Origin of the sequence: Aeromonas sp. s2 (assembly GCF_040907935.1) — a bacterium.
Classification (GTDB): domain Bacteria; phylum Pseudomonadota; class Gammaproteobacteria; order Enterobacterales; family Aeromonadaceae; genus Aeromonas; species Aeromonas dhakensis.
This window is the reverse complement of sequence record NZ_JBFOCR010000016.1, coordinates 184,779-203,782: the sequence shown is the minus strand read 5'-3', so window position 1 is coordinate 203,782 and position 19,004 is coordinate 184,779. Positions and strand designations below refer to the sequence as shown.

The 19,004-nt window shown below is 61.4% G+C and carries 13 protein-coding genes; 6 read left to right on the top strand and 7 right to left on the bottom strand.

Annotated features, from left to right (window positions below; all coding sequences use genetic code 11):
- Positions 1-6: 6 nt before the first annotated feature.
- From AB5Y81_RS14235 to AB5Y81_RS14225, 3 genes are all read left to right on the top strand, one after another.
- The gene (locus tag AB5Y81_RS14235) at positions 7-3,738 is read left to right on the top strand and encodes a type I secretion C-terminal target domain-containing protein (RefSeq protein ID WP_368146707.1); all 3,732 of its coding nucleotides are present in this window, start codon (positions 7-9) and stop codon (positions 3,736-3,738) included.
- A gap of 86 nt (positions 3,739-3,824) precedes the next feature.
- Positions 3,825-4,382 (top strand): hypothetical protein, encoded by a 558-nt coding sequence (locus AB5Y81_RS14230; RefSeq protein WP_017764162.1) that lies wholly within the window; start codon positions 3,825-3,827, stop codon positions 4,380-4,382.
- 56 nt (positions 4,383-4,438) lie between these two features.
- Positions 4,439-5,143 carry an SIMPL domain-containing protein gene (locus AB5Y81_RS14225; RefSeq protein ID WP_017783052.1) on the top strand — a complete coding sequence of 235 codons (705 nt, stop codon included), beginning with the start codon at positions 4,439-4,441 and terminating at the stop codon, positions 5,141-5,143.
- A 252-nt stretch (positions 5,144-5,395) separates the two neighbouring features.
- Here the strand turns inward: AB5Y81_RS14225 and AB5Y81_RS14220 are convergent, their stop codons facing one another.
- Positions 5,396-6,772, bottom strand: a complete 1,377-nt coding sequence (locus AB5Y81_RS14220) for an amino acid permease (RefSeq protein ID WP_017778779.1) — start codon at positions 6,770-6,772, stop codon at positions 5,396-5,398.
- 362 nt (positions 6,773-7,134) lie between these two features.
- Here AB5Y81_RS14220 and AB5Y81_RS14215 point away from each other — a divergent pair, with 362 nt between their 5' ends.
- A complete protein-coding gene (locus AB5Y81_RS14215) occupies positions 7,135-7,422 on the top strand; it encodes a hypothetical protein (protein ID WP_005302535.1) in 288 nt (95 codons plus the stop codon).
- 90 nt (positions 7,423-7,512) lie between these two features.
- On the opposite strand, the gene AB5Y81_RS14210 is transcribed toward AB5Y81_RS14215, so the two are convergent.
- Positions 7,513-8,325 carry a pyruvate, water dikinase regulatory protein gene (locus AB5Y81_RS14210; protein WP_005302533.1) on the bottom strand — a complete coding sequence of 271 codons (813 nt, stop codon included), beginning with the start codon at positions 8,323-8,325 and terminating at the stop codon, positions 7,513-7,515.
- Between the two features lie 308 nt (positions 8,326-8,633).
- Here AB5Y81_RS14210 and ppsA point away from each other — a divergent pair, with 308 nt between their 5' ends.
- Entirely contained in the window at positions 8,634-11,027 is a 2,394-nt protein-coding gene (gene ppsA, locus AB5Y81_RS14205) for a phosphoenolpyruvate synthase (protein WP_368146705.1), read from the top strand.
- Between the two features lie 301 nt (positions 11,028-11,328).
- Positions 11,329-12,306, top strand: coding sequence for an AraC family transcriptional regulator (locus AB5Y81_RS14200; protein WP_279485533.1), 978 nt, complete (start codon positions 11,329-11,331; stop codon positions 12,304-12,306).
- 95 nt (positions 12,307-12,401) lie between these two features.
- Here the strand turns inward: AB5Y81_RS14200 and AB5Y81_RS14195 are convergent, their stop codons facing one another.
- From AB5Y81_RS14195 to AB5Y81_RS14175, 5 genes are all read right to left on the bottom strand, one after another.
- Positions 12,402-14,783, bottom strand: coding sequence for a glycoside hydrolase family 3 protein (locus AB5Y81_RS14195; RefSeq protein WP_279484160.1), 2,382 nt, complete (start codon positions 14,781-14,783; stop codon positions 12,402-12,404).
- 421 nt (positions 14,784-15,204) lie between these two features.
- Positions 15,205-15,663 (bottom strand): hypothetical protein, encoded by a 459-nt coding sequence (locus AB5Y81_RS14190; protein ID WP_279484161.1) that lies wholly within the window; start codon positions 15,661-15,663, stop codon positions 15,205-15,207.
- Between the two features lie 17 nt (positions 15,664-15,680).
- A complete protein-coding gene (locus AB5Y81_RS14185; protein WP_279484162.1) occupies positions 15,681-17,555 on the bottom strand; it encodes a S8 family serine peptidase in 1,875 nt (624 codons plus the stop codon).
- Between the two features lie 414 nt (positions 17,556-17,969).
- Positions 17,970-18,509: an isochorismatase family protein gene (locus AB5Y81_RS14180; RefSeq protein ID WP_139397828.1), complete on the bottom strand. Its 540-nt coding sequence runs from the start codon at positions 18,507-18,509 to the stop codon at positions 17,970-17,972.
- Between the two features lie 15 nt (positions 18,510-18,524).
- The gene (locus AB5Y81_RS14175; RefSeq protein WP_054544569.1) at positions 18,525-18,899 is read right to left on the bottom strand and encodes a hypothetical protein; all 375 of its coding nucleotides are present in this window, start codon (positions 18,897-18,899) and stop codon (positions 18,525-18,527) included.
- Positions 18,900-19,004 lie beyond the last annotated feature (105 nt).

The following is a 19,004-nucleotide window of genomic DNA, read 5'->3' as shown; positions in this document are numbered from 1 at the left end:
CCGAGCGTGACCATCAATGCGGTGGCGGACGGTGGCATCACCCTGACTACCCAGGATGCGCAGACCATCGGTGCGGCCAGTGACACGGCGACCGGCAGCTTTGCGGCGGCATTCCTGGCAGCGGCGGTGCCGAACTATGGGGCGGACGGTCCGGGCAGCACCACGGTGAGCGGCTACAGCCTGAGCGTGACCGACAGCAACAGCGGACTGACCAGCAACGGGCTGGCCATCACCCTGACCAAGGTGGGCAACGACATTGTGGGTTCGACCACGGACGGGGAAGTGTTCCGCATCAGCGTGGCGAGCAATGGCACGGTGACGCTGACGCAGTCGGCGGAGCTGGACCATCTGCCGGAGGACGTGGACAACAGCAACGACAACAACCTCATCAGCCTGGCCAATGGCAAGGTGCTGCTGAGTGCGACCGTGACGGTGGTGGATGGCGACAACGACACTGCGACCGGGACGGTGAGTGCGGACCTGGGCGGCAACATCAACTTTGAAGACGATGTGCCGACAGCCAAGGACAACAGCATCGTCATTACCGAGGCTGGGTTGCCGCCTTTCAACCTCGTGATGGTGATCGATACCTCGGGCAGCATGTTGTGGCAGATAGGTACGACGTCAAATGGCTCGCCAAACCGTCTGGAACTGGCCAAAGATGCCCTGAACCACATGATCGACTCGTATGTGGCTCTGGGGGTTCCATTGGTCATTACGGTCATTGATTTTGCCAGTGGTGCAGTCCTGATCCCGCAAACCAGTGATCCTGATGTGGCCAAGGCCAGCATTTCCGGTTTGCCGACGGATGGCGGTGGTACCAACTACAACGCCCCTCTGGTACTGGCACAGAATCAACTGACAACGGATTTGGCAAACCCTGCCTTGGCCGGGTATGAAACCAAGGTCTATTTCCTGTCGGATGGTGCGCCCAATGAAGGCAATGTCCCCGCCGGCTGGACCAGCTTTGTGAACAACAACAACGTTGAAGTTTACGCCGTTGGTCTGAACGTGAGCGGCAATGCTTCGGCGATCGCCCAGCTGGGACTGGTGGAGGACAACGGGGATGCGGTGACGCTGGTCAACAATATCTATGACCTGGATGCCACTTTGCAGGCGACTGTGCCGCCTCCTGCCACTGGCAATGTGATCACGGATGTGGATGCGACTGCCGGCGTGGACAGTGCAGGCGCCGATGCCCCTGCAACCGTGTTCCAGGTCAGTTTCACCGTCAGCAATCCGGCTGCGTATGTGGGGGTTGCCGACAGCATCAATGGCAATGTCGTGACCTTCCTGGTGCAAGGAGGAACAACGGGTCCCATGACTACGCCTCTGGGTGGCCAGTTGGTGGTCAATGCCGACGGCTCCTACTCCTACACACCGCCCAATGATGTAGCAGTGGATACGTTGGAGACCTTTACCTACACCATAGTGGATGCAGATGGTGACACCTCCAGTGCCTTGCTGAAGATACTGGTGCTGGATACTACACCGATCACGGCCTCCGTATTCGAGGATGGCTTGCCCACCGGCCTGCCTGGCAACGACCCGTCCCTGACAACCGTGGGCGGTTCACTGGCCCATATGGTGATTGACAGCGCCGGCGTCAGTTTCGGTGTTGGCAGCACAGCAGGTTTGCCGGCGTTGACCTCAGGCGGTGTGCCGATCACCTACAGCATCGTCCATGGTGTCGGGGTGGATACCCTGGTGGCCATGGCCGGCAGCAAACCGATCTTTACGCTGGCGGTGGAGGCGGATGGTGATTACACCTTCACCCTGCAGGGGCCGATAGATCATGCTCAGGCTGATGGCAATGATCTGGAACTGAAGGCGTTGAACCTCTCCAGCGCGATCACTGCCCATGAAGGACCGGACAATGTGACTCTGGTGCGGGATTTCATCGTGCAGGTTGAAGATGATGTGCCTCTTGTCATGACGCCCGCAATGGGAGTCATGCTGAACCAGTCCGGGCTTACTGAGACCTTCCTGCTGGATGGCGATGGCTCGCTGTTGAACAACTACGGGGCTGATGGTGGTTCGATCCGCTTTGACAGCAGTCTGAATGGCAGCAGTGGCCTGACCTCGGGTGGCTTGCCCATCACTTACGCCTTGTCGTCGGATGGTATCACCCTGACAGCTACAACGGCGGCCGGCACCGTGTTCATTGCCACCTTGCAACCTGCATCCGGGACTTATCAGATCCAGATGATTGGTGAAGTGGATGGCGGGCAAACCACCATCGACTTCAACGGCGGGGGTTACGACTTCGTTGGCGGCAATGCGTCCTGGGCCGGTTTTAACACGCTAGCCAATGACGACAGCAAGGATCTGCTGCTGACGGCGATGACCAATGGTGTGGATGGCGGTACCGTCAACACCTCTGCCAACACGGGGGGGATCAGTAGCGGTTCATCCGTCGGGTCGGGTGAGGCGATGCGGATAGACTTTGTCATCGATCTGACCGGTAACCCGGTTAGTGGTGGCTCCTACGGTGTCCTGGCGAACCAGACCCATGCCTTTGAGGCTCACTACGATGTAAATGGTGCCTCCGCCATGTTTACGGCGATCAATAGCAGCTCCAGTGTAAAACTGGTAGCCCGTCAGGATGTGGACAATGACAACGATATTGGCGATGGCAACAAGGAGTCGCTGACCGCCGTGGCAATCAGCTACAACGGTTCAACCAGGATTGTCAGTATCGGAGCCGGAATGTCCCAGGTTGTCTCGGTGGGAGGCCATAGCTTCACGGTCAACTTTACCGATGACGATCCGACCGCTGGTGTGGCTTATGTCGCGACAGTTGCCGGGGTGATCTCCAATACCAAACTGGCGGCGTATACAGCAGATGGTTACAACAGTCTGGAGTTCCACTATGCCGCAGGGAGCACCTTCAAGATTGGCGACTTCGGCTCCAGCGTGGCGACCCCGGGTATTCCGGTCAACTTGCAGTTGCCGGTCACACTGACGGACGGCGATGGCGATGCCGTTCACAGCAACATCGGTCTGAGCCTGCTGCCGGATGCCCCCTTTACCGTGGACTACGAAGACTCCGCCAGCGCGGTGAATGTGACCCTGACCAGTACGCAAGGGCACGCCATCGGGTCCGACTTTGGAGACAGCATCACGGGCAACAGCCTGGACAACATCCTGTCGGGTGGTGATGGTGATGATCTGCTGTACGGGATGGGAGGCAAAGACACCCTGGTTGGCGGGTCGGGCAATGATGTGCTGGATGGTGGCAGCGGCAACGATACCCTCTATGGGGAATCCGGCAATGACACCCTGATCGGCGGAATTGGCAACGACATATTGCAAGGAGGAGATGGCAACGATCTGTTGATCGGTGGTCTGGGCAGCGACACCATGACGGGGGGCGCTGGCAGCGATACCTTCAAGTGGATTGCTGGCGATGCGGATGGCAGTACCGACACCATTACCGACTTCACGCTGGGCAACCCGTCCAACGGGGGGGATGTGCTGGATCTGTCGGATCTGCTGGTCGGTGTTCCCTCTGGGTTCAACAACAATGATCTGGCCACGGTGCTCAACAACTATCTGCAGTTCGACACCACGACCAACAAGCTGACCATAGACACGAACGGATCGGCGAGTGGCGGCTCTCAATTGACCGTCCAGTTCCAGGGCAACCTGGATCTGGATCAAAACGGAGGGCTCACAACCAACCACGACATCATCAAGCAGCTGCTTGATGACGGCAACCTCAAGGTTGATCCGTAACCAGTGAACGGGGCCGGGCCATGCCTGGCCCCTGTTTTTTGACTGAGGGGGCGGCTAAGATAGCGGCAGTACAGGAGAGGGTCACCATGCAGTCATTTAATTGGATCGATATCGATGGCATTCGCTATAGCTGGGACGGGCAGGGCAGTATTACCTGTACCGGCCAGTTTGGCTATCACGCCACGATGGCGGGTGATCGGATTGATGCGCTGGATCTGGAGAGCGATGATGGCGAGGTAGCGGGTTCACTGAATGTGGACTTTGCTGCGGCAACCATTTCCTTCACGCCGGCCCAGGGTGAGCAGCCACCTCATATGATGGTGCTGGTTGGCCATGAGCAGGGGGAGCAGGAGTATACGCTGCAAAGTCTGAGCGATATCAGCCTGCAGGATCTGCTTGGTCATTCCGACAACATCGACTGCGCCCCTCTGACGGTGGATACCATGGCAGACCCGGTCACCCCGCTGGCCGGACACGTTCTGTCGTGGGACTCCTTCCACTTTGATGATGATGTGCTGCTCAGCTCCCGCAGTGCCTCCCCCGTAACGGCTGGCCATCCGGAGCCGGCTGGCAGTGAGATCAGCATCAATATCGACATGACCAATCAGGTACTGGATCAGATCCCGCCGTTGCACGATATATGAATCCCATTCGGCGACGGGCATAATGACCTCACTCCAATAGATTGAGGTCTTTTTTTATGTGGCGTCCCCTTCTTACCCTGTCCGCTCTGGTGGTCAGTGCTCCCCTGTTTGCCATCGAAGTGCCGCAGGCTCCACATCTGGTGGTGAGCGGCTATGCCGAGCAAAAAGCAGAGCCCGACATGCTGACCCTGAATGTCTCCGTGACAGCGCTGGAGAAACAGGGCATCAAGGCCAAACAGCAGGTGGATGGCAAGGTCGCCGCCTTCTTTGGTCAGCTCGAAGGGCTGGGCATCAAGCGCACTGACGTTGAGGCGGGCAATCTGGTGATCTCCCCGGAGTATCAGTATCCGCAGAACAAGAAGCCGGAACTGGTGGGTTATCGTGCCCAGCGCCAGCTGGCGGTCAAGCTCTATCAACTCGACAAGCTGAGCGAGCTGATGGACACCGCGCTCAAGGCCGGGCTGGAGTCCGTTTCCCAGATTGAATACGGCCTAAAGACACCGCAAGCCATGAAAGAACAGGCTCGCCTCGGTGCGGTTGAGGATGCCAGAAGCAAGGCGGAGTCGCTGGCCAAGGCATTTGGCATGAAGCTCGGCAAGGTTTACAGCGTCGAATATCGCAACAATACCCCCATGCCGATCTACAGCCGGGCCCTCAAGGCTGCCGCCATGTCGCCCGCCGCCGACATGATGGAAAACAGCTATCAACAGCAGCAGATCAGCATTACCGACAACGTGGAAGCCGTCTTCCTGCTGGAATAATCCAGCGGCTTTCGCCCCTTGTCGTCTCCAAGCCCGAGCCCAGTGTCTCGGGCTTGTTGCTTTCAGGGAGAAGCCCTCTTGCTGACAGACTTTGTCGGGCTGTGACGGCCCGCGCTTGAGGTTGACCCGGCTCAGGGCCATCTGCATAGGTGAAGAGGGGGGGCCGATATGGATGTTGGTTCGCGGAGGGAGCGCCGGCTAGAAAAAAGCCGGTCAGTGACCGGCTTTTGAGGGGCGATGAAGTTGATGCCATCAACCCAGGTTGGCCGCGACGCGAGCCCGGCGCTTCTGCTTGAACTGATAGCCGATGGCCAGCACGATGATCCAGACCGGGATGAGCAGTACCGAGATCTGGATGCCCGGGGTCAGGTACATGATGACCAGGATGCCGGCCATGAAGGCGAGGCAGAGGTAGTTGCCGAACGGGTACCAGAACGCCTTGAACTTGGGAACCACGCCTTCGGCTTGCTTGCTCTTGCGAAACTTCAGGTGCGCCAAGCTTATCATGGCCCAGTTGATGACCAGGGCGGAGACCACCAGCGCCATCAACAGCTCGAACGCCTTGCCCGGCATCAGGTAGTTGATGAGTACGCACAGCAGGGTTGCCGCGGCGGAGACGGAGATGGCCACCACAGGCACACCGCTCTTGTTGGTCTTGAGCAGGCTGCGCGGGCCGTTGCCCTGCTTGGCCAGACCAAACAGCATGCGGCTGTTGCAGTAGACACAGCTGTTGTAAACCGACAGGGCCGCGGTTAGTACCACCATGTTGAGCACGGTGGCCACCAGATTGCTGTCCAGTGCGTGGAAGATCATGACGAAGGGACTGCCACCCTCCACCACCTTGCCCCAGGGGTAGAGGGACATCAGCACGGCCAGGGCACCGATGTAGAAGATGAGGATCCGGTAGATCACCTGATTGGTGGCCTTGGGGATGCTCTTCTCGGGATTGTCGGCCTCGGCGGCCGTGATACCGACCAGCTCGAGCCCGCCAAACGAGAACATGATCACCGCCATCGCCATCACCAGACCGCTGATGCCGTTGGGGAAGAAGCCGCCCTGGGCCCACAGGTTGCTGATGCTGGCGTCCGGGCCGCCGTTGCCGCTGGCCAGCAGGTAGCCGCCAAAGCCAATCATGCCGATGATGGCCACCACCTTGATGATGGCGAACCAGAATTCCATCTCGCCAAACGCCTTGACGTTGGAGAGGTTGATGGCGTTGATCAGCACGAAGAAGAAGGCCGCCGACATCCAGGTCGGGATCTCGGGCCACCAGTACTGGACATAAATGCCCACCGCAGTCAGCTCGGCCATGCTCACCAGTACGTAGAGCACCCAGTAGTTCCAGCCGGAGGCAAAGCCGGCGAAGTCACCCCAGTATTTGTAGGCGAAGTGGCTGAAGGAGCCGGCTACCGGCTCTTCCACCACCATCTCGCCCAGCTGGCGCATGATCAGGAAGGCGATAAAACCACCGATGGCATAGCCAAGCAGCACGGAGGGGCCCGCCATCTTGATGGTCTGGGCAATGCCGAGAAATAGGCCGGTGCCGATGGCGCCGCCCAGTGCGATGAGCTGGATATGGCGGTTTTTCAAACCGCGTTTCAGCTCCTCGCCGCTTTGTTGAAGATCCATTCTTCCTTCCTTACGTCTTCTGAAGTCATTCGTCTGTCATCTCGTCCGTCGGGTCACTCCATGTGACCATGCACGGCAAAGCGTGCCTGAAACGTGACGAAATCCGTATTTATTTCGTTACAGTGAGTCGCTTTCTGTTTTTTATGGCGACTACCAACGGAAGCAGAATAGTGATAATCCATCGCGGATGCACCTGTTTTCCTCATCATTCGCTGGTTTTTTCGGCGAAAGGCAGGTTTTTAGGGAGCGATGAAGCTGGCAGAGAAGTGTTTGGCTGTATTGTGAACAATCGAATGCAGCTCGGTTGACTCTTCTGGTATTTCCTGTTTTATGAAGCCTCCCTTGCAACAAGGATGCGCTGCATGCAACGTATTATTGGCAGTTTGCTGGCCGTCGCGCTGTGGCTCACCGTGTGGCTTTCGCCCCTGCTGCTGACCATGGCGGCGGGGTGTCTGCTGGTGTGGGCCGTACAGGGTGATGACTATCTGGTGATGCACTTGCGGACGGTCTTGTTGATCGCCGGTGCCATCGGCCTGCTACCGGCCCTCTGGCTGACCGAGCGGGTACGGCGGCGTCACGGTGTGCTCAACTTCTACGCCATGCTGATGAACAACAGAGAGCTGAACCGCCCGGGCTCCCAATCCCGTTGAGGTTCAGTCCACAAGCGCCGGATACAGATGTATCCGGCGCTTTTTTATGGTCGTTTGCCGTATCGCCAGCTTGCCGGCGCGCGGCGTTTCTCAATAAAGCTGACGACGCAGGCCGGTGGCCTCGAGGATCTTGGCGCTGATCTCCTCAACCGAGTGGGAGCTGGTGTCGAGGAAGCGGATCGCCTCCTGGCGAAACAGCCGCTCGACGCAGGCCAGCTCCTGTTCGCACTGTTCCAGCGAGGAGTAGCGGCTGTTGGCGCGGCGCTGGTTGCGGATCTCGTGCAGCCGCTGGGGGGCGATGGTGAGGCCGAACAGCTTGTGACGATTGGCCTTGAGGGCGGCCGGCAGATCCAGGACCCCCATGTCCTGCTCGATGAAGGGGTAGTTGGCGGCGCGAATGCCGAACTGCAGCGCCAGATAGAGGCTGGTCGGCGTTTTGCCGCAGCGGGAGACCCCGATCAGGATGATGTCGGCCTCCTCATACTCCTTGGTGGTGATGCCATCGTCGTTGGCCAGCGCGAAGTTGACTGCCTCGATGCGATCGTCATAGAGCTTGCGGTTCTCCATGCCGTGAGTGCGGTGCAGCCTGGGCTCGGCTTTTACTCCGAGCTCGTGCTCCAGCGGGCTGACGAAGGTGTTGAGAAAGTCGTGGCTGCTGGCCTGGGCCTTGAGCACCTCCTCGCGCACCTGATGATCGACGATGGTGTGGAACAGAATGGGGCGAACCCCGGTCTGGCGAAACTGCTCGTCGATGCGCATCCGTACCTGGCGCGCCTTCTCCAGGGTTTCGACAAAGGGGATGGTGATCTGCTCGAAGGCCAGCGGAAACTGGCTCAACACGGCGTGGCCGAACACTTCGGCTGTGATGGCGGTGCCGTCTGAAACATAGAATACGGTGTGCACTGGGGGCTCCTGTGAGGGGGTCGGCGAGCTGGCTGGCAAGAAGTATCTCTCGAAACCATATCGTTTTTGTCAACCGGTCTGCCGTGCCCAAGTTGTGAAGTGGCTTGCAAACCTGAGTCGTTACCTTTTTGTGTTGGCATTGTAGAATGTCTGTGTCATTCGACCATCCCCAAATCTTGCTCGGGGATTTTTTTGACAATAAGTAGAAAACGTTTTCATGGTCGTTGGCAACAGTAGAAACAGACAATAACGCACATAAACTGGCGCACAAGGTGCCATGGCGGCACAGTGCCCACCAACCTGGAGACATGCAAGTGCAACAGTACGTACTCTGGTACGAGCAACTCGGAATGCAGGACGTAGAACGAGTTGGCGGCAAAAATGCATCCCTTGGCGAGATGATCAGCAACCTCTCTGGCGCCGGCGTATCGGTGCCGGGCGGGTTTGCCACCACCGCCTTTGCGTTTAACGAGTTTCTGGAGTCAAGCGGCCTCAACGGCAAGATCCACGATCTGCTCGACAGCCTGGATGTGGACGACATCGCCGCCCTCAACCGGGCAGGCCAGCAGATCCGTGACTGGGTGATTGAAGCCCCGTTCCAGAGCGAGCTGGAGCAGGCGATCCGGGTTGCCTACGACAAGCTCAGCGGCGGGCTTGACGCTTCTTTTGCGGTGCGCTCCTCCGCCACTGCCGAGGATATGCCGGATGCTTCGTTTGCCGGCCAGCAGGAGACCTTCCTCAACGTGCGCGGCATCGACGCCGTCATGATTGCCGTCAAGCATGTGTTTGCTTCACTGTTCAACGATCGCGCCATCTCCTATCGGGTGCATCAGGGCTATGACCACAAGGGCGTCGCCCTGTCGGCCGGGGTACAGCGCATGGTGCGCTCGGATCTCGCCGCCTCCGGCGTCATGTTCACCCTGGATACCGAGTCGGGTTTCAACGACGTGGTGTTCATCACCGGCGCTCAAGGCCTTGGCGAGATGGTGGTGCAGGGCGCCGTCAACCCCGACGAGTTCTACGTGCACAAGCCGACCCTCAAGGCAGGACGCCCGGCGGTGGTGCGCAAGACCCTCGGCTCCAAGCTCATCAAGATGACCTATTCCGGCGATGCCAGCCACGGCCGCCAGGTGCAGATCGTCGACACCGATGAGGCCGAGCGCAGCCGTTTCTGCATCACGGATGCCGAGGTGATGGAGCTGGCCAAGCAGGCACTCATCATCGAGCAGCACTACGGCCGCCCGATGGACATCGAGTGGGCCAAGGACGGGCAGGATGGCAAGCTCTACATCGTCCAGGCGCGTCCGGAAACCGTGCGCAGCCGCCAGGAGGCCAACACCCTCGAGCGTTTTGCCCTCAAGCAAGCGGGCAAGGTGCTGATCGAGGGGCGAGCCATCGGCCACAAGATCGGGGCAGGTCCGGCACGGGTCATCTCTTCCATCAGCCAGATGGACGAAGTGCAGCCTGGCGACGTGCTAGTCACCGACATGACCGACCCGGACTGGGAGCCCATCATGAAGCGGGCCTCCGCCATCGTCACCAACCGGGGCGGGCGTACCTGTCACGCCGCCATCATCGCCCGCGAACTGGGCATTCCGGCGGTGGTGGGTTGCGGTGATGCCACCAAGCGCATTGAACCGGGCCAGCTCATTACCGTCTCCTGCGCGGAAGGGGATACCGGTTTCATCTACGACGGCGAGCTCGACTTCGACGTGGCGGTGACCGAGGTGGGCAACATGCCGCGCCTGCCCATCAAGATCATGATGAACGTCGGCAACCCGGACAGAGCATTCGACTTCGCCCAGCTGCCCAACGCCGGTGTCGGACTGGCTCGCCTAGAGTTCATCATCAACCGGATGATCGGGGTGCATCCCAAGGCGTTGCTGGAGTTCGACAGCCAGAGCCCCGAGCTCAAGGCCACCATCGGCAAGATGATCGCCGGCTACGAGAGCCCGCGCGAGTTCTATGTCGCCAAGCTGACCGAGGGCATCGCCACCCTGGCCGCCGCCTTCTGGCCGGAGCGGGTGATCGTGCGGATGTCGGACTTCAAGTCCAACGAGTACGCCAACCTGGTGGGCGGTCGTGACTACGAGCCTCACGAAGAGAACCCGATGATCGGTTTTCGCGGTGCGTCGCGCTATATCGCCGACAGCTTCCGCCCCTGTTTTGCCCTCGAATGCGAGGCGATCAAGCGGGTGCGCGATGTCATGGGGCTGACCAACGTCGAGGTGATGATCCCCTTCGTGCGCACCGTGGGCGAGGCGGAGCAGGTGATCGAGATCCTGGCCGAGAACGGTCTGCGCCGTGGCGAGCGGGGGCTCAGCGAGCGGGGGCTCAAGGTGATCATGATGTGCGAGATCCCGAGCAACGCCCTGCTGGCAGACAAGTTCCTCGAGCACGTGGACGGCTTCTCCATCGGCTCCAACGACATGACCCAGCTGACGCTTGGACTTGACAGGGACTCGGGGCTTATCGCCCACCTGTTCGACGAGCGCAACGAGGCGGTCAAGGCGCTGCTGGCGATGGCCATTGCCGCTGCCCGCAAGGCGGGCAAGTACGTGGGGATCTGCGGCCAGGGGCCATCCGATCACCCGGACTTTGCCGCCTGGCTGGTCGAGCAGGGCATCGACTCTGTGTCGCTCAACCCGGATACCGTGGTCGATACCTGGCTCTATCTGGCCGAGCAGCACAAGGCGAACTGACGCAGGCTGCACACCCCCCCACCAAAATGGCGCCCACGGGCGCCATTTTTCATGACCGAACCTGACGCAACTGGTCCGATATGGCGGCCAGATGTGCCCAAAATGGCGCGCTGACACGTGCTTTTACACTCCGTTACATCTGCCCGCTTTGCAACCGCCCCATAATGGTCCCGCCAGCCCGCTGCACGGGGTGGCAGGCCCTCCGGCAGTGGCGGGCCGGGGGATCACGAGCAGTTTCCTGTCAGCACGGAGGCCAGGACGGCAGATGTCACAGAGCGTATCAAACCAGGTGATCAGACGAATGCTGGGCGCCTGCCAGCAGCAGGGGGGCGATCCTCATGCCATTCTGATGGCGGGCGGTCTCACGTCGTTCGACATCGAGCGGGAACAGGGCAGGCTGCCGGCCCACAGCCACTACCGGATGCTGCAACTGATGCAGCCCTATCTGGCCAGTTTTCACGAAACCATCCTCTCCTACGATATCGGCCAGCTCTACCAGCACTATCCGCCGCTCATCAGCCTGTGCCTGAACCAGCCCTCGCCGCGGGCGGCGCTCGAGGTGCTGCTGGCCTACCGCCCCATCATCGGCAGTTGTGACGAGCTGCGGGTGAGGCGGGGGGCGCAGGCCAGCCAATACCTGTATGTCAATCAGGGGCCCGCCAGCCTGGGGGCGAGTCAGGCCATCCCCAACTTCATCATGCTCTACCGGATTTTGCGGGTCTATCTGGCGGATCTCCGGGTCTCGGTGGGCTTTACGGGGCGGCCGCCACCGCGCCATCAGCTACTGGATCAGTTCTTCGCCACCCGCTGCCGCTGGGAGCAGGGGGAAAACACCCTGACCATAGACAACGCCCAACTCGACTGCCCCAGCCACTGCTACAACGAGCCGCTGGGTCATCTGCAACTGGCTCAGCTGGCACAGATATGTGCCGACATCGCCGAGCGGGCCCCCTTTGCCTATCTGGTGGGGGAGCGGATCCGCCACAAGATCCGGGAAGGGGAGCTGGAGAGTGACGAGAGCCTGCTCAAGGAGGTGTGCGCGGCCATGAATGTCAGTCGCTGGACTTTGAATCGCAAATTGCAGGGGGAGGGGAGCAGTTTCTCCACCCTGCTGAGGGAAGCGAGGGTGAGCGAAGCCTGCCGCTTGCTGGGCGAGGGGGATCAACCGCTGCAGAACATCAGCGATCGGGTCGGCTTCTCCTCTCAAAGCGCTTTCAACCGCTTCTTCAAGGCCAACACCCGGATGACGCCGCGGGCCTACCGCAACGCCCGCCAATAAGAACGGGATCGGCGCAAGGCCGGTCCCGTGGTCGGGTCTCTGCTGGGCAACAGTCAGGCAAGGCCGGGCTGGGTGCCCGGCCGTGCCTGCCCCTGCTAGCGGGTAACGGTAGTGACGCTGGCAGGATCCACTCCGGCCGGCAGTGCCAGTGCCCCCGGCGTGGTGTTGCTCACCACTATCTCCTTGCTCACCGTGAAGCTGACCGGCGTGATGGCGGAGACATCCGACGAGGGGCTGATATAGGCGCTGTAGCGACCGGGCTCCACGATCCACTGGTTGCTGGCCTCATCGAAGCTGGCGAGGATGCTGGCCGGAATGGTGAAGCTCAGCTGTTCGCTGGCCCCCGGTGCCAGCTGCGCCGTCTTGGCAAAGGCCTTGAGCTCGATGAGCGGTTTCTTCAGCTTGACCTCGGGGGCGGTCACATAGACCTGGGCCGCCTCCTTGCCTGCCACGGCGCCAGTGTTGGTGATGGTGGCGGTCAGCACCAGGTTGCCGGCGCTGCCACCCTCCAGGGTATTGCTGGCGATGGCGGGGCTGGTGTAGCTGAAGCTGGTGTAGGAGAGACCGAAGCCGAACGGGTAGGAGACCGCCTGCTCGAAGGTGCTGTAGTAGCGATAGCCCACGTAGATCCCCTCGTTGTAGTAGAGATCGTCCGGTTCGCCGTCCCCGTCGGTGTCCTCGCCCGGGAAGGTGCCGGCGGAGGGGACGCTGGCGTAGCTGTGCGGGAAGCTCTGGGCCAGCTTGCCGCTCGGGTTGACCGCGCCGGAGAGCACGTCCGCCACCGCGTGGCCGGTCTCCTGGCCAGCCATGTAGGCCAGCAGGATACCATCCACCTTGTCGCCCCACTGGGCGGTGTCGATGACGCCGTTGACGTTGAGCACCACCACCACCTTCTTGCCCTGGGCGTGGAAGGCGCTGCTCACCGCGTCGATGAGGGCGCGTTCGTCATCGCCGAGCAGATAGTCCCCCTTGCCGCTGCTGCGATCCGCCCCTTCCCCGGCCTGGCGGCCGATGCTGATGACGGCGGCTTGCTGGGTGGCGGCCGCACTGGCGATCAGGGCCTCCAGATCTCCGCTGATCGGTGCCTCGGCACAGGTGTAGTAGCCCTTGGCGCCAAATTGCCCCTCGTGGTAGACCTTGTTGTTCTCGTAAAAATCGCGGTAGTAGCTCTGCAGCGCCTCGTTGACCGGGAAGCGTGCCGCCAGTCCCTGCGCGATGGTGGTGGTGCTGGCGGCGTTCACATCCCCGCTGCCGGTGCCACCCTTGTAGGTGTTGATCTGGTTGATGCCAAAACTGGCCAGGGTGCTGCTTGCCGAAAGCGGCAAGGCCGCGGCCTCGTTGCGCAGCAGCACCATGCTCTCGGCGCCGGCCTGACGGGCCAGTTTGGCGTGGGCGGTCAGATCCGGACTGTTGCTGATGGCCAGCTGGTTGTAGGAGGGGCTCTTCATCACCTGGGTCAGGATGTGGATGGCGGCCTCGTTCACCTTGGCCTCGTCGAGCTGGCCGTGCTCGATGGATTGCTGCAACTGCTCTTTGACGTTGCCCGGCTCGATCAAATCCTGCCCCGCCAGCACCTGCTTGTAGGCGTTGTTGGCCACGTCGCCGGCAAACCAGTCGGACATCACCAGGCCGTCGAACTTCCACTCGCCGCGCAGCAGGTCGGTCACCGCATCCCTGCGCTCGTTGACATAGGTGCCGTTGACCTTGTTGTAGGAGGTCATCACCGCCCAGGGCTGGGCCTCGTCCACCGCTATCTGGAAGCCGCGCAGGTAGATCTCGCGGAAGGTTCTCGGTTCGCCGATGTCGTTGATCTGGTTGCGGTTGGTCTCGGAGTTGTTGCCGAAGTAGTGCTTGATGGTAGTGCCCACCCCGTTGCTTTCCACCCCGTTGACCATGGCGGCACCGATTTTGCCGGTGAGCAGAGGGTCTTCCGAGTAGTACTCGAAGTTGCGGCCATTGAGCGGGTTGCGCTGGATGTTCATGCCCGGGGCCAGCAGGATGTCGACCCCGTACTGGCGCACCTCGTCCCCTATGGCTTCGCCGACGGCCTTGACCAGCTTGACGTCCCAGCTGGAGGCGAGCAGCGAGCCGATGGGCCAGGCGGTGGCGTAGTAGCTGGCGCTGTCACCGTCGCGGTTGGCGTTGATCCGCACCCCGGCCGGCCCGTCCGCCAGTTTGAGGGCCGGAATGTCGATGCCGTCCGCGCTGCGCAGCACGCCGTTGATGTAACCCGCCACGCCGGGCACATCCTGCTTGACGTTGATGGCGCCGTTGGCACTGCCGTAACCGGGGCCGGAGAGCAGGTCCAGCTTCTCGCTCAGGGTCAGCCTGGCCACCATGGCCTCGGCCTGGCCACGGTAATAGGCATCGTCCTTGACCAGGGGATCCGAGTCATTCTGGTTGCAACCGACCAGCAGGCCGGCCAGCGCCAGGCTGACACTCAGTGAAACCGCTTTCAATTTTGTGGTGATAGGCATGAAGACGTCCTCGTAACTGTCTGAATAAAAGTAAAAAGGAGATATCGACACCGGGCGCAAGGCATCCGCCCGGGCTGGGCCGCTCTGCTGGCGGCTGCCATTGGATATCGCAAGGAAGACCAAACGGACCCGTGGGCAGGCGTTTGGCTGCAGGCAGGTTAACAAGCCGGGCGATGGCCGCCTTGCCCCGGGGGAGCGAGAAATGTGCCGACGGGAGCAAGGGGGCCGAGTTGTGAGCGAGGTCGCATCGAAAGGCGGTGCCAGACCAAGGGTGGAAGGTGGCAAGAGGGGGAAAGGGCGGGAAAGATGCGGGAAAACGGGTGGCTTGATGGCCAATGACGCTGGCCGCGGGCAACACGCGAGGGGGCCGGTGGCCCCCTCGAAGATCAGCTGATATGCCCGGGCAATGGCCCGGAGCGGCTCACTTGGGCCGTTTGAGGGCGCCGGCGAGTTCAATCTGCACCTTGACCCCCTCCTGCTTGAGCGCCGTGGCGATGGCGTTCAGATCGGTGCCCGGCTTGGCTTCCAGCAGGGCGATGCCGCCGCTGCTCTGCTTGAAGCGCAGGCCGTGACGGTTGGCCAGCGCGCTGGCCTGGTTGTCATCGGCTTCCACCAGCAGGGTGCCGCTGGCGGTGAGTTCCGGGCTGGCCACCCCTTGCAGCAACACGTCGCCGCTGCGCAGGGTTTGCCGGGGCGCCTTGCCGTCTGCGCTGCGGGCGACCCGCTGCTTGCTGCCGTTGTCCGGGGTGAGGTAGGTCTGACCGTTCACCTCGATGGTGCGGTACTGCTTGCCGTCGATCACCACCGATTCATCGGCGGCGTGCACGCCGGCCGAGGCCAGGAGGCCGGCCAGAGCCAGGCCGAGTAGGCTGTGTTTCATCTTGAGACTCCTTGTGATCATGAGCGGGCGGCATCGTGGCCGATCACCCGCAGGGACCAGTTGAGCAGTTGACCCGGCTGGCTGTTGTTGCGCTCGGTCAGGGTGCTGCGGCGGTTGGTGTTGAGGTCAACCAGCGTCAGCTGGCGGCTGCTGTTGGAGACGTCGGTCACCTCCAGTCGCCACTCGCCCTGGGCCGCTTCGCCATAGAACTTGTGGGAGAGCATGCGCATGTCGCGCAGCCCCTTGGTGCGCACATAACCCAGCTGCTGCCGGTCGAGGGATTGCCCCACCAGGCTGTTGTTGGGGTTGAGCAGCACGCTGCGGGTGCCGGACGGGGAGACCAACTCGATCAGCAGGTCGGGCAGGCGCTGGTGATCCAGGCTCACCGTGACCTGGACCGCTTCCACGGTCAAGGCCTGCGCCACCTGGGTGCTGGAGCGGGTGGCACTGCTGCCCACATCCGCGATGCTCCCTTCACTGCGCGGCACAGTCACCTTCTGAGCCGGCAACTGTACCAGCGGCGGCAGCGGGGTGTGGTTGGCGGCGGCGGTCAGGGACTTGTTCACGTCGATGAGACCAAAGCCATAGGTGGGGCTGTACCAGAGGCCGGTGGCGTTGCGCTCCCACCCTTCCAGGCCGGTGACCTGGCGGGGTTGACCGTTGGCGGCGGTATAGCTGACCTGGACCGGCTGCTGGCCGGCATCGATGCGGGTGGCGTTGCGGGCCAGCAGATCGCGCAGATCCCGCACCGACAGATCCGGATAGGCGGACATCAGCAGCGCCATGGCGCCCGAGGTGTTGGGGGTGGCCGACGAGGTGCCGTTCATCACGCCGTTGTAGTCACAGGTGGCATCCAGCTGCGGGTTGTTGTGCAGCCGGTTGGTGCTGGGATCGTCGGTGCGGTTGTAGCCCATGTCGCAGCCGGGCAGATCCGTGGTCACCATGGCCGGCGCATCGGTACCGTACTCCCCGCCGGGGGCGCTCAGGAAGACGTTGCTGCCGACGCTGGAGTAGGAGGAACGCACTCCATCGGCGTTGATGGCGCTCACCACCAGGTTCCAGAAGTTGCTGTTGGAGGGGTCTATGTTGCTGTTCTCGAACGGCAGCTTGGGCAGGACGCCAGTGCGGCTGAACATGTAGTCACCCGCGGCGATGCGGTTGAAGCCGTTGCCTGCCGCCTTGATGTAGGCCGCGCCCTGCGCCTGCTGGGTCTGCTGCTCGAACAGGCGATCGAGCTGAACCTGATCCAGCCCGCTGGCGCTTTGCGGATCCACCAGGCTCATGCCGTAGCTCTGGTTGAAGACCCGGTTGTCTGCGGTGGCGGTGCTGCCGCCCAGCGCATAGAGCCAGTCTTTCTGCAGCTGCTTGCTGCGCTCATCCAGCAGGTTGAACCCCTGCAGCTGGACGCGGGGCGCCACCCCCAGGGTGCCGATGCGGTTGTCGACCGCCCCGATCAGGCCGGAGACCGAGGTGCCGTGGGCACTGTCCGGATCGGTCGGGGTGGGGTCGCTGCTGCCGGTCACCACGTTCTTCGAGCCGGGGCGCACATTGTCGGCCAGGTCCGGGTGGGCGATGGCCAGGCCGTCATCCACCACGGCCACGTTGATGCCCTGACCCTGCACGCCGGTACGGTGTGCCCACCAGAGGTTGAGGTCGTTGCCTGCCACGCCGCCGCGGGGGCTGAAGGCATTCTGGCCGCTGTTGAGCAGGTGCCACTGCTGATCCTGCAGCGGGTTGATGCCGGGCAGGCAGCGCTCGGCACTGCTGCGGCCGGTATCGAGGCCGATTTCCTTGCCGGTCAATGGGGTGCAACTCTCACTCGCCTGAACTGAAGCGATGGGCAGGGCCGAGAGCAGGGCCGAGATTGCCAACGCTAACGATGTTTTTCTCATTAATAAACTCCATCTTATATCGCACCGTCCTGGGTGCGACTGGCATCTATACATGGGAAGAACAGAGTCAAAAAGCACTCATTTTCATTCTGGGATAAGGCTCAAAGAAATCTCATAACAAATCATCGACAGACCATGTGGGGGTTCCTGTGAATCCTTTTCTGTGCTGTATTGAGAACTTTTCTCAGTTTGATACTATTGATATTTATCTTTTTATATCAATTAATTAGTAACCGTTTGTTAACGTCTGACGGGCCGTTACTGGTGTGAGATAGGCGGGGCAGATCTGCGCAGGATGGGGGAAATCTTCGCGCTGGCGGGAGCGCCGCTGCGATGAAAACAGGGGGCACTGCAGGCAAGCCACACGGCGCCAATGGCGCCGGGTGGTCTGGAGGGACTGGCCGATAGGGGAGGCTATTTGATCAGCGCCAGAATGGATCGAAACGCCGGATGGCGACAATCGCCCAGCAGCTCGTAGAGGCACATCTCCACCGAGGTGAGCTCGGCCCCGTGCGCCGCCAGCTTGTGGGTGGCGAGCTCCCGGTTAGCGGCGCTGCGCGATGACACCGCATCCACCACCAGCGACACCTGGCTGCCCGCGTCCAGCAATCCCAACACCGTCTGGTAGACGCAGATATGGGCCTCGATACCGCACACCAGCCAGTGGCTGACGCCCTGGCGGGCGAGGGCGTCGGCCAGTACCGGTTCCCCCAGGGCGCCAAAGCTGTGCTTGGGCAGCACAAGATCGCCTGCCTGCATCAGCTGCAGCTCGGGCACGGTGGCCCCAAGCTTGTCCGGGTTCTGCTCCAGCCAGACAACCGGCAGGCCCAATAGACGGGCCCCCGCCACCAGTCTGGCGGTGTTGGCGATGAGGGCATCGCTCCCCTCGACCAGACGGGCCAGTTTGCCCTGAATATCGACGACCAGCAGGCCGGTGTTCGTGGTGGTCAGCATGGATACTCTCCCGGATCAGAGTGAGACAGTGGCGCCGAGTGGGCGGGCGAGGGAGGCGCGCGACTGGTTCCACAGATAGATGAGGGTCAGCGCGATGACGGTACCGATCGGAAAGGCGAACAACTGTAGGGCGACGAAGCACCAGAAGACCACCTTGAAGGCGGTCACCTGTTCGGTGAGCCCGCGATAAGCCACATAGTTGAAGGCGAGCACAAACAGGGCGATGGCGGTTGCCAGGCCAAGGCTGAGACTCTGCGACGGCGCCATGTCAGCCGGGTGGAGCGGGCTGACCGTGACGACAGCCCAGGCGACGAAGGCGATCATGGCCAGGGAGAACAGAGTGGCAAGGATAAAGATGGCCTTGGCGAGCAGATGTTGTTTGGGGGTCATGAATACTCCTTGAATAGGGTGTGGTCGTGCTCCCTGCTGGTGAGTTAGCGAACCCTCCATGTCGTTCGCGACTGACAAGGTGACGTATAAAATATGAGTCACGGC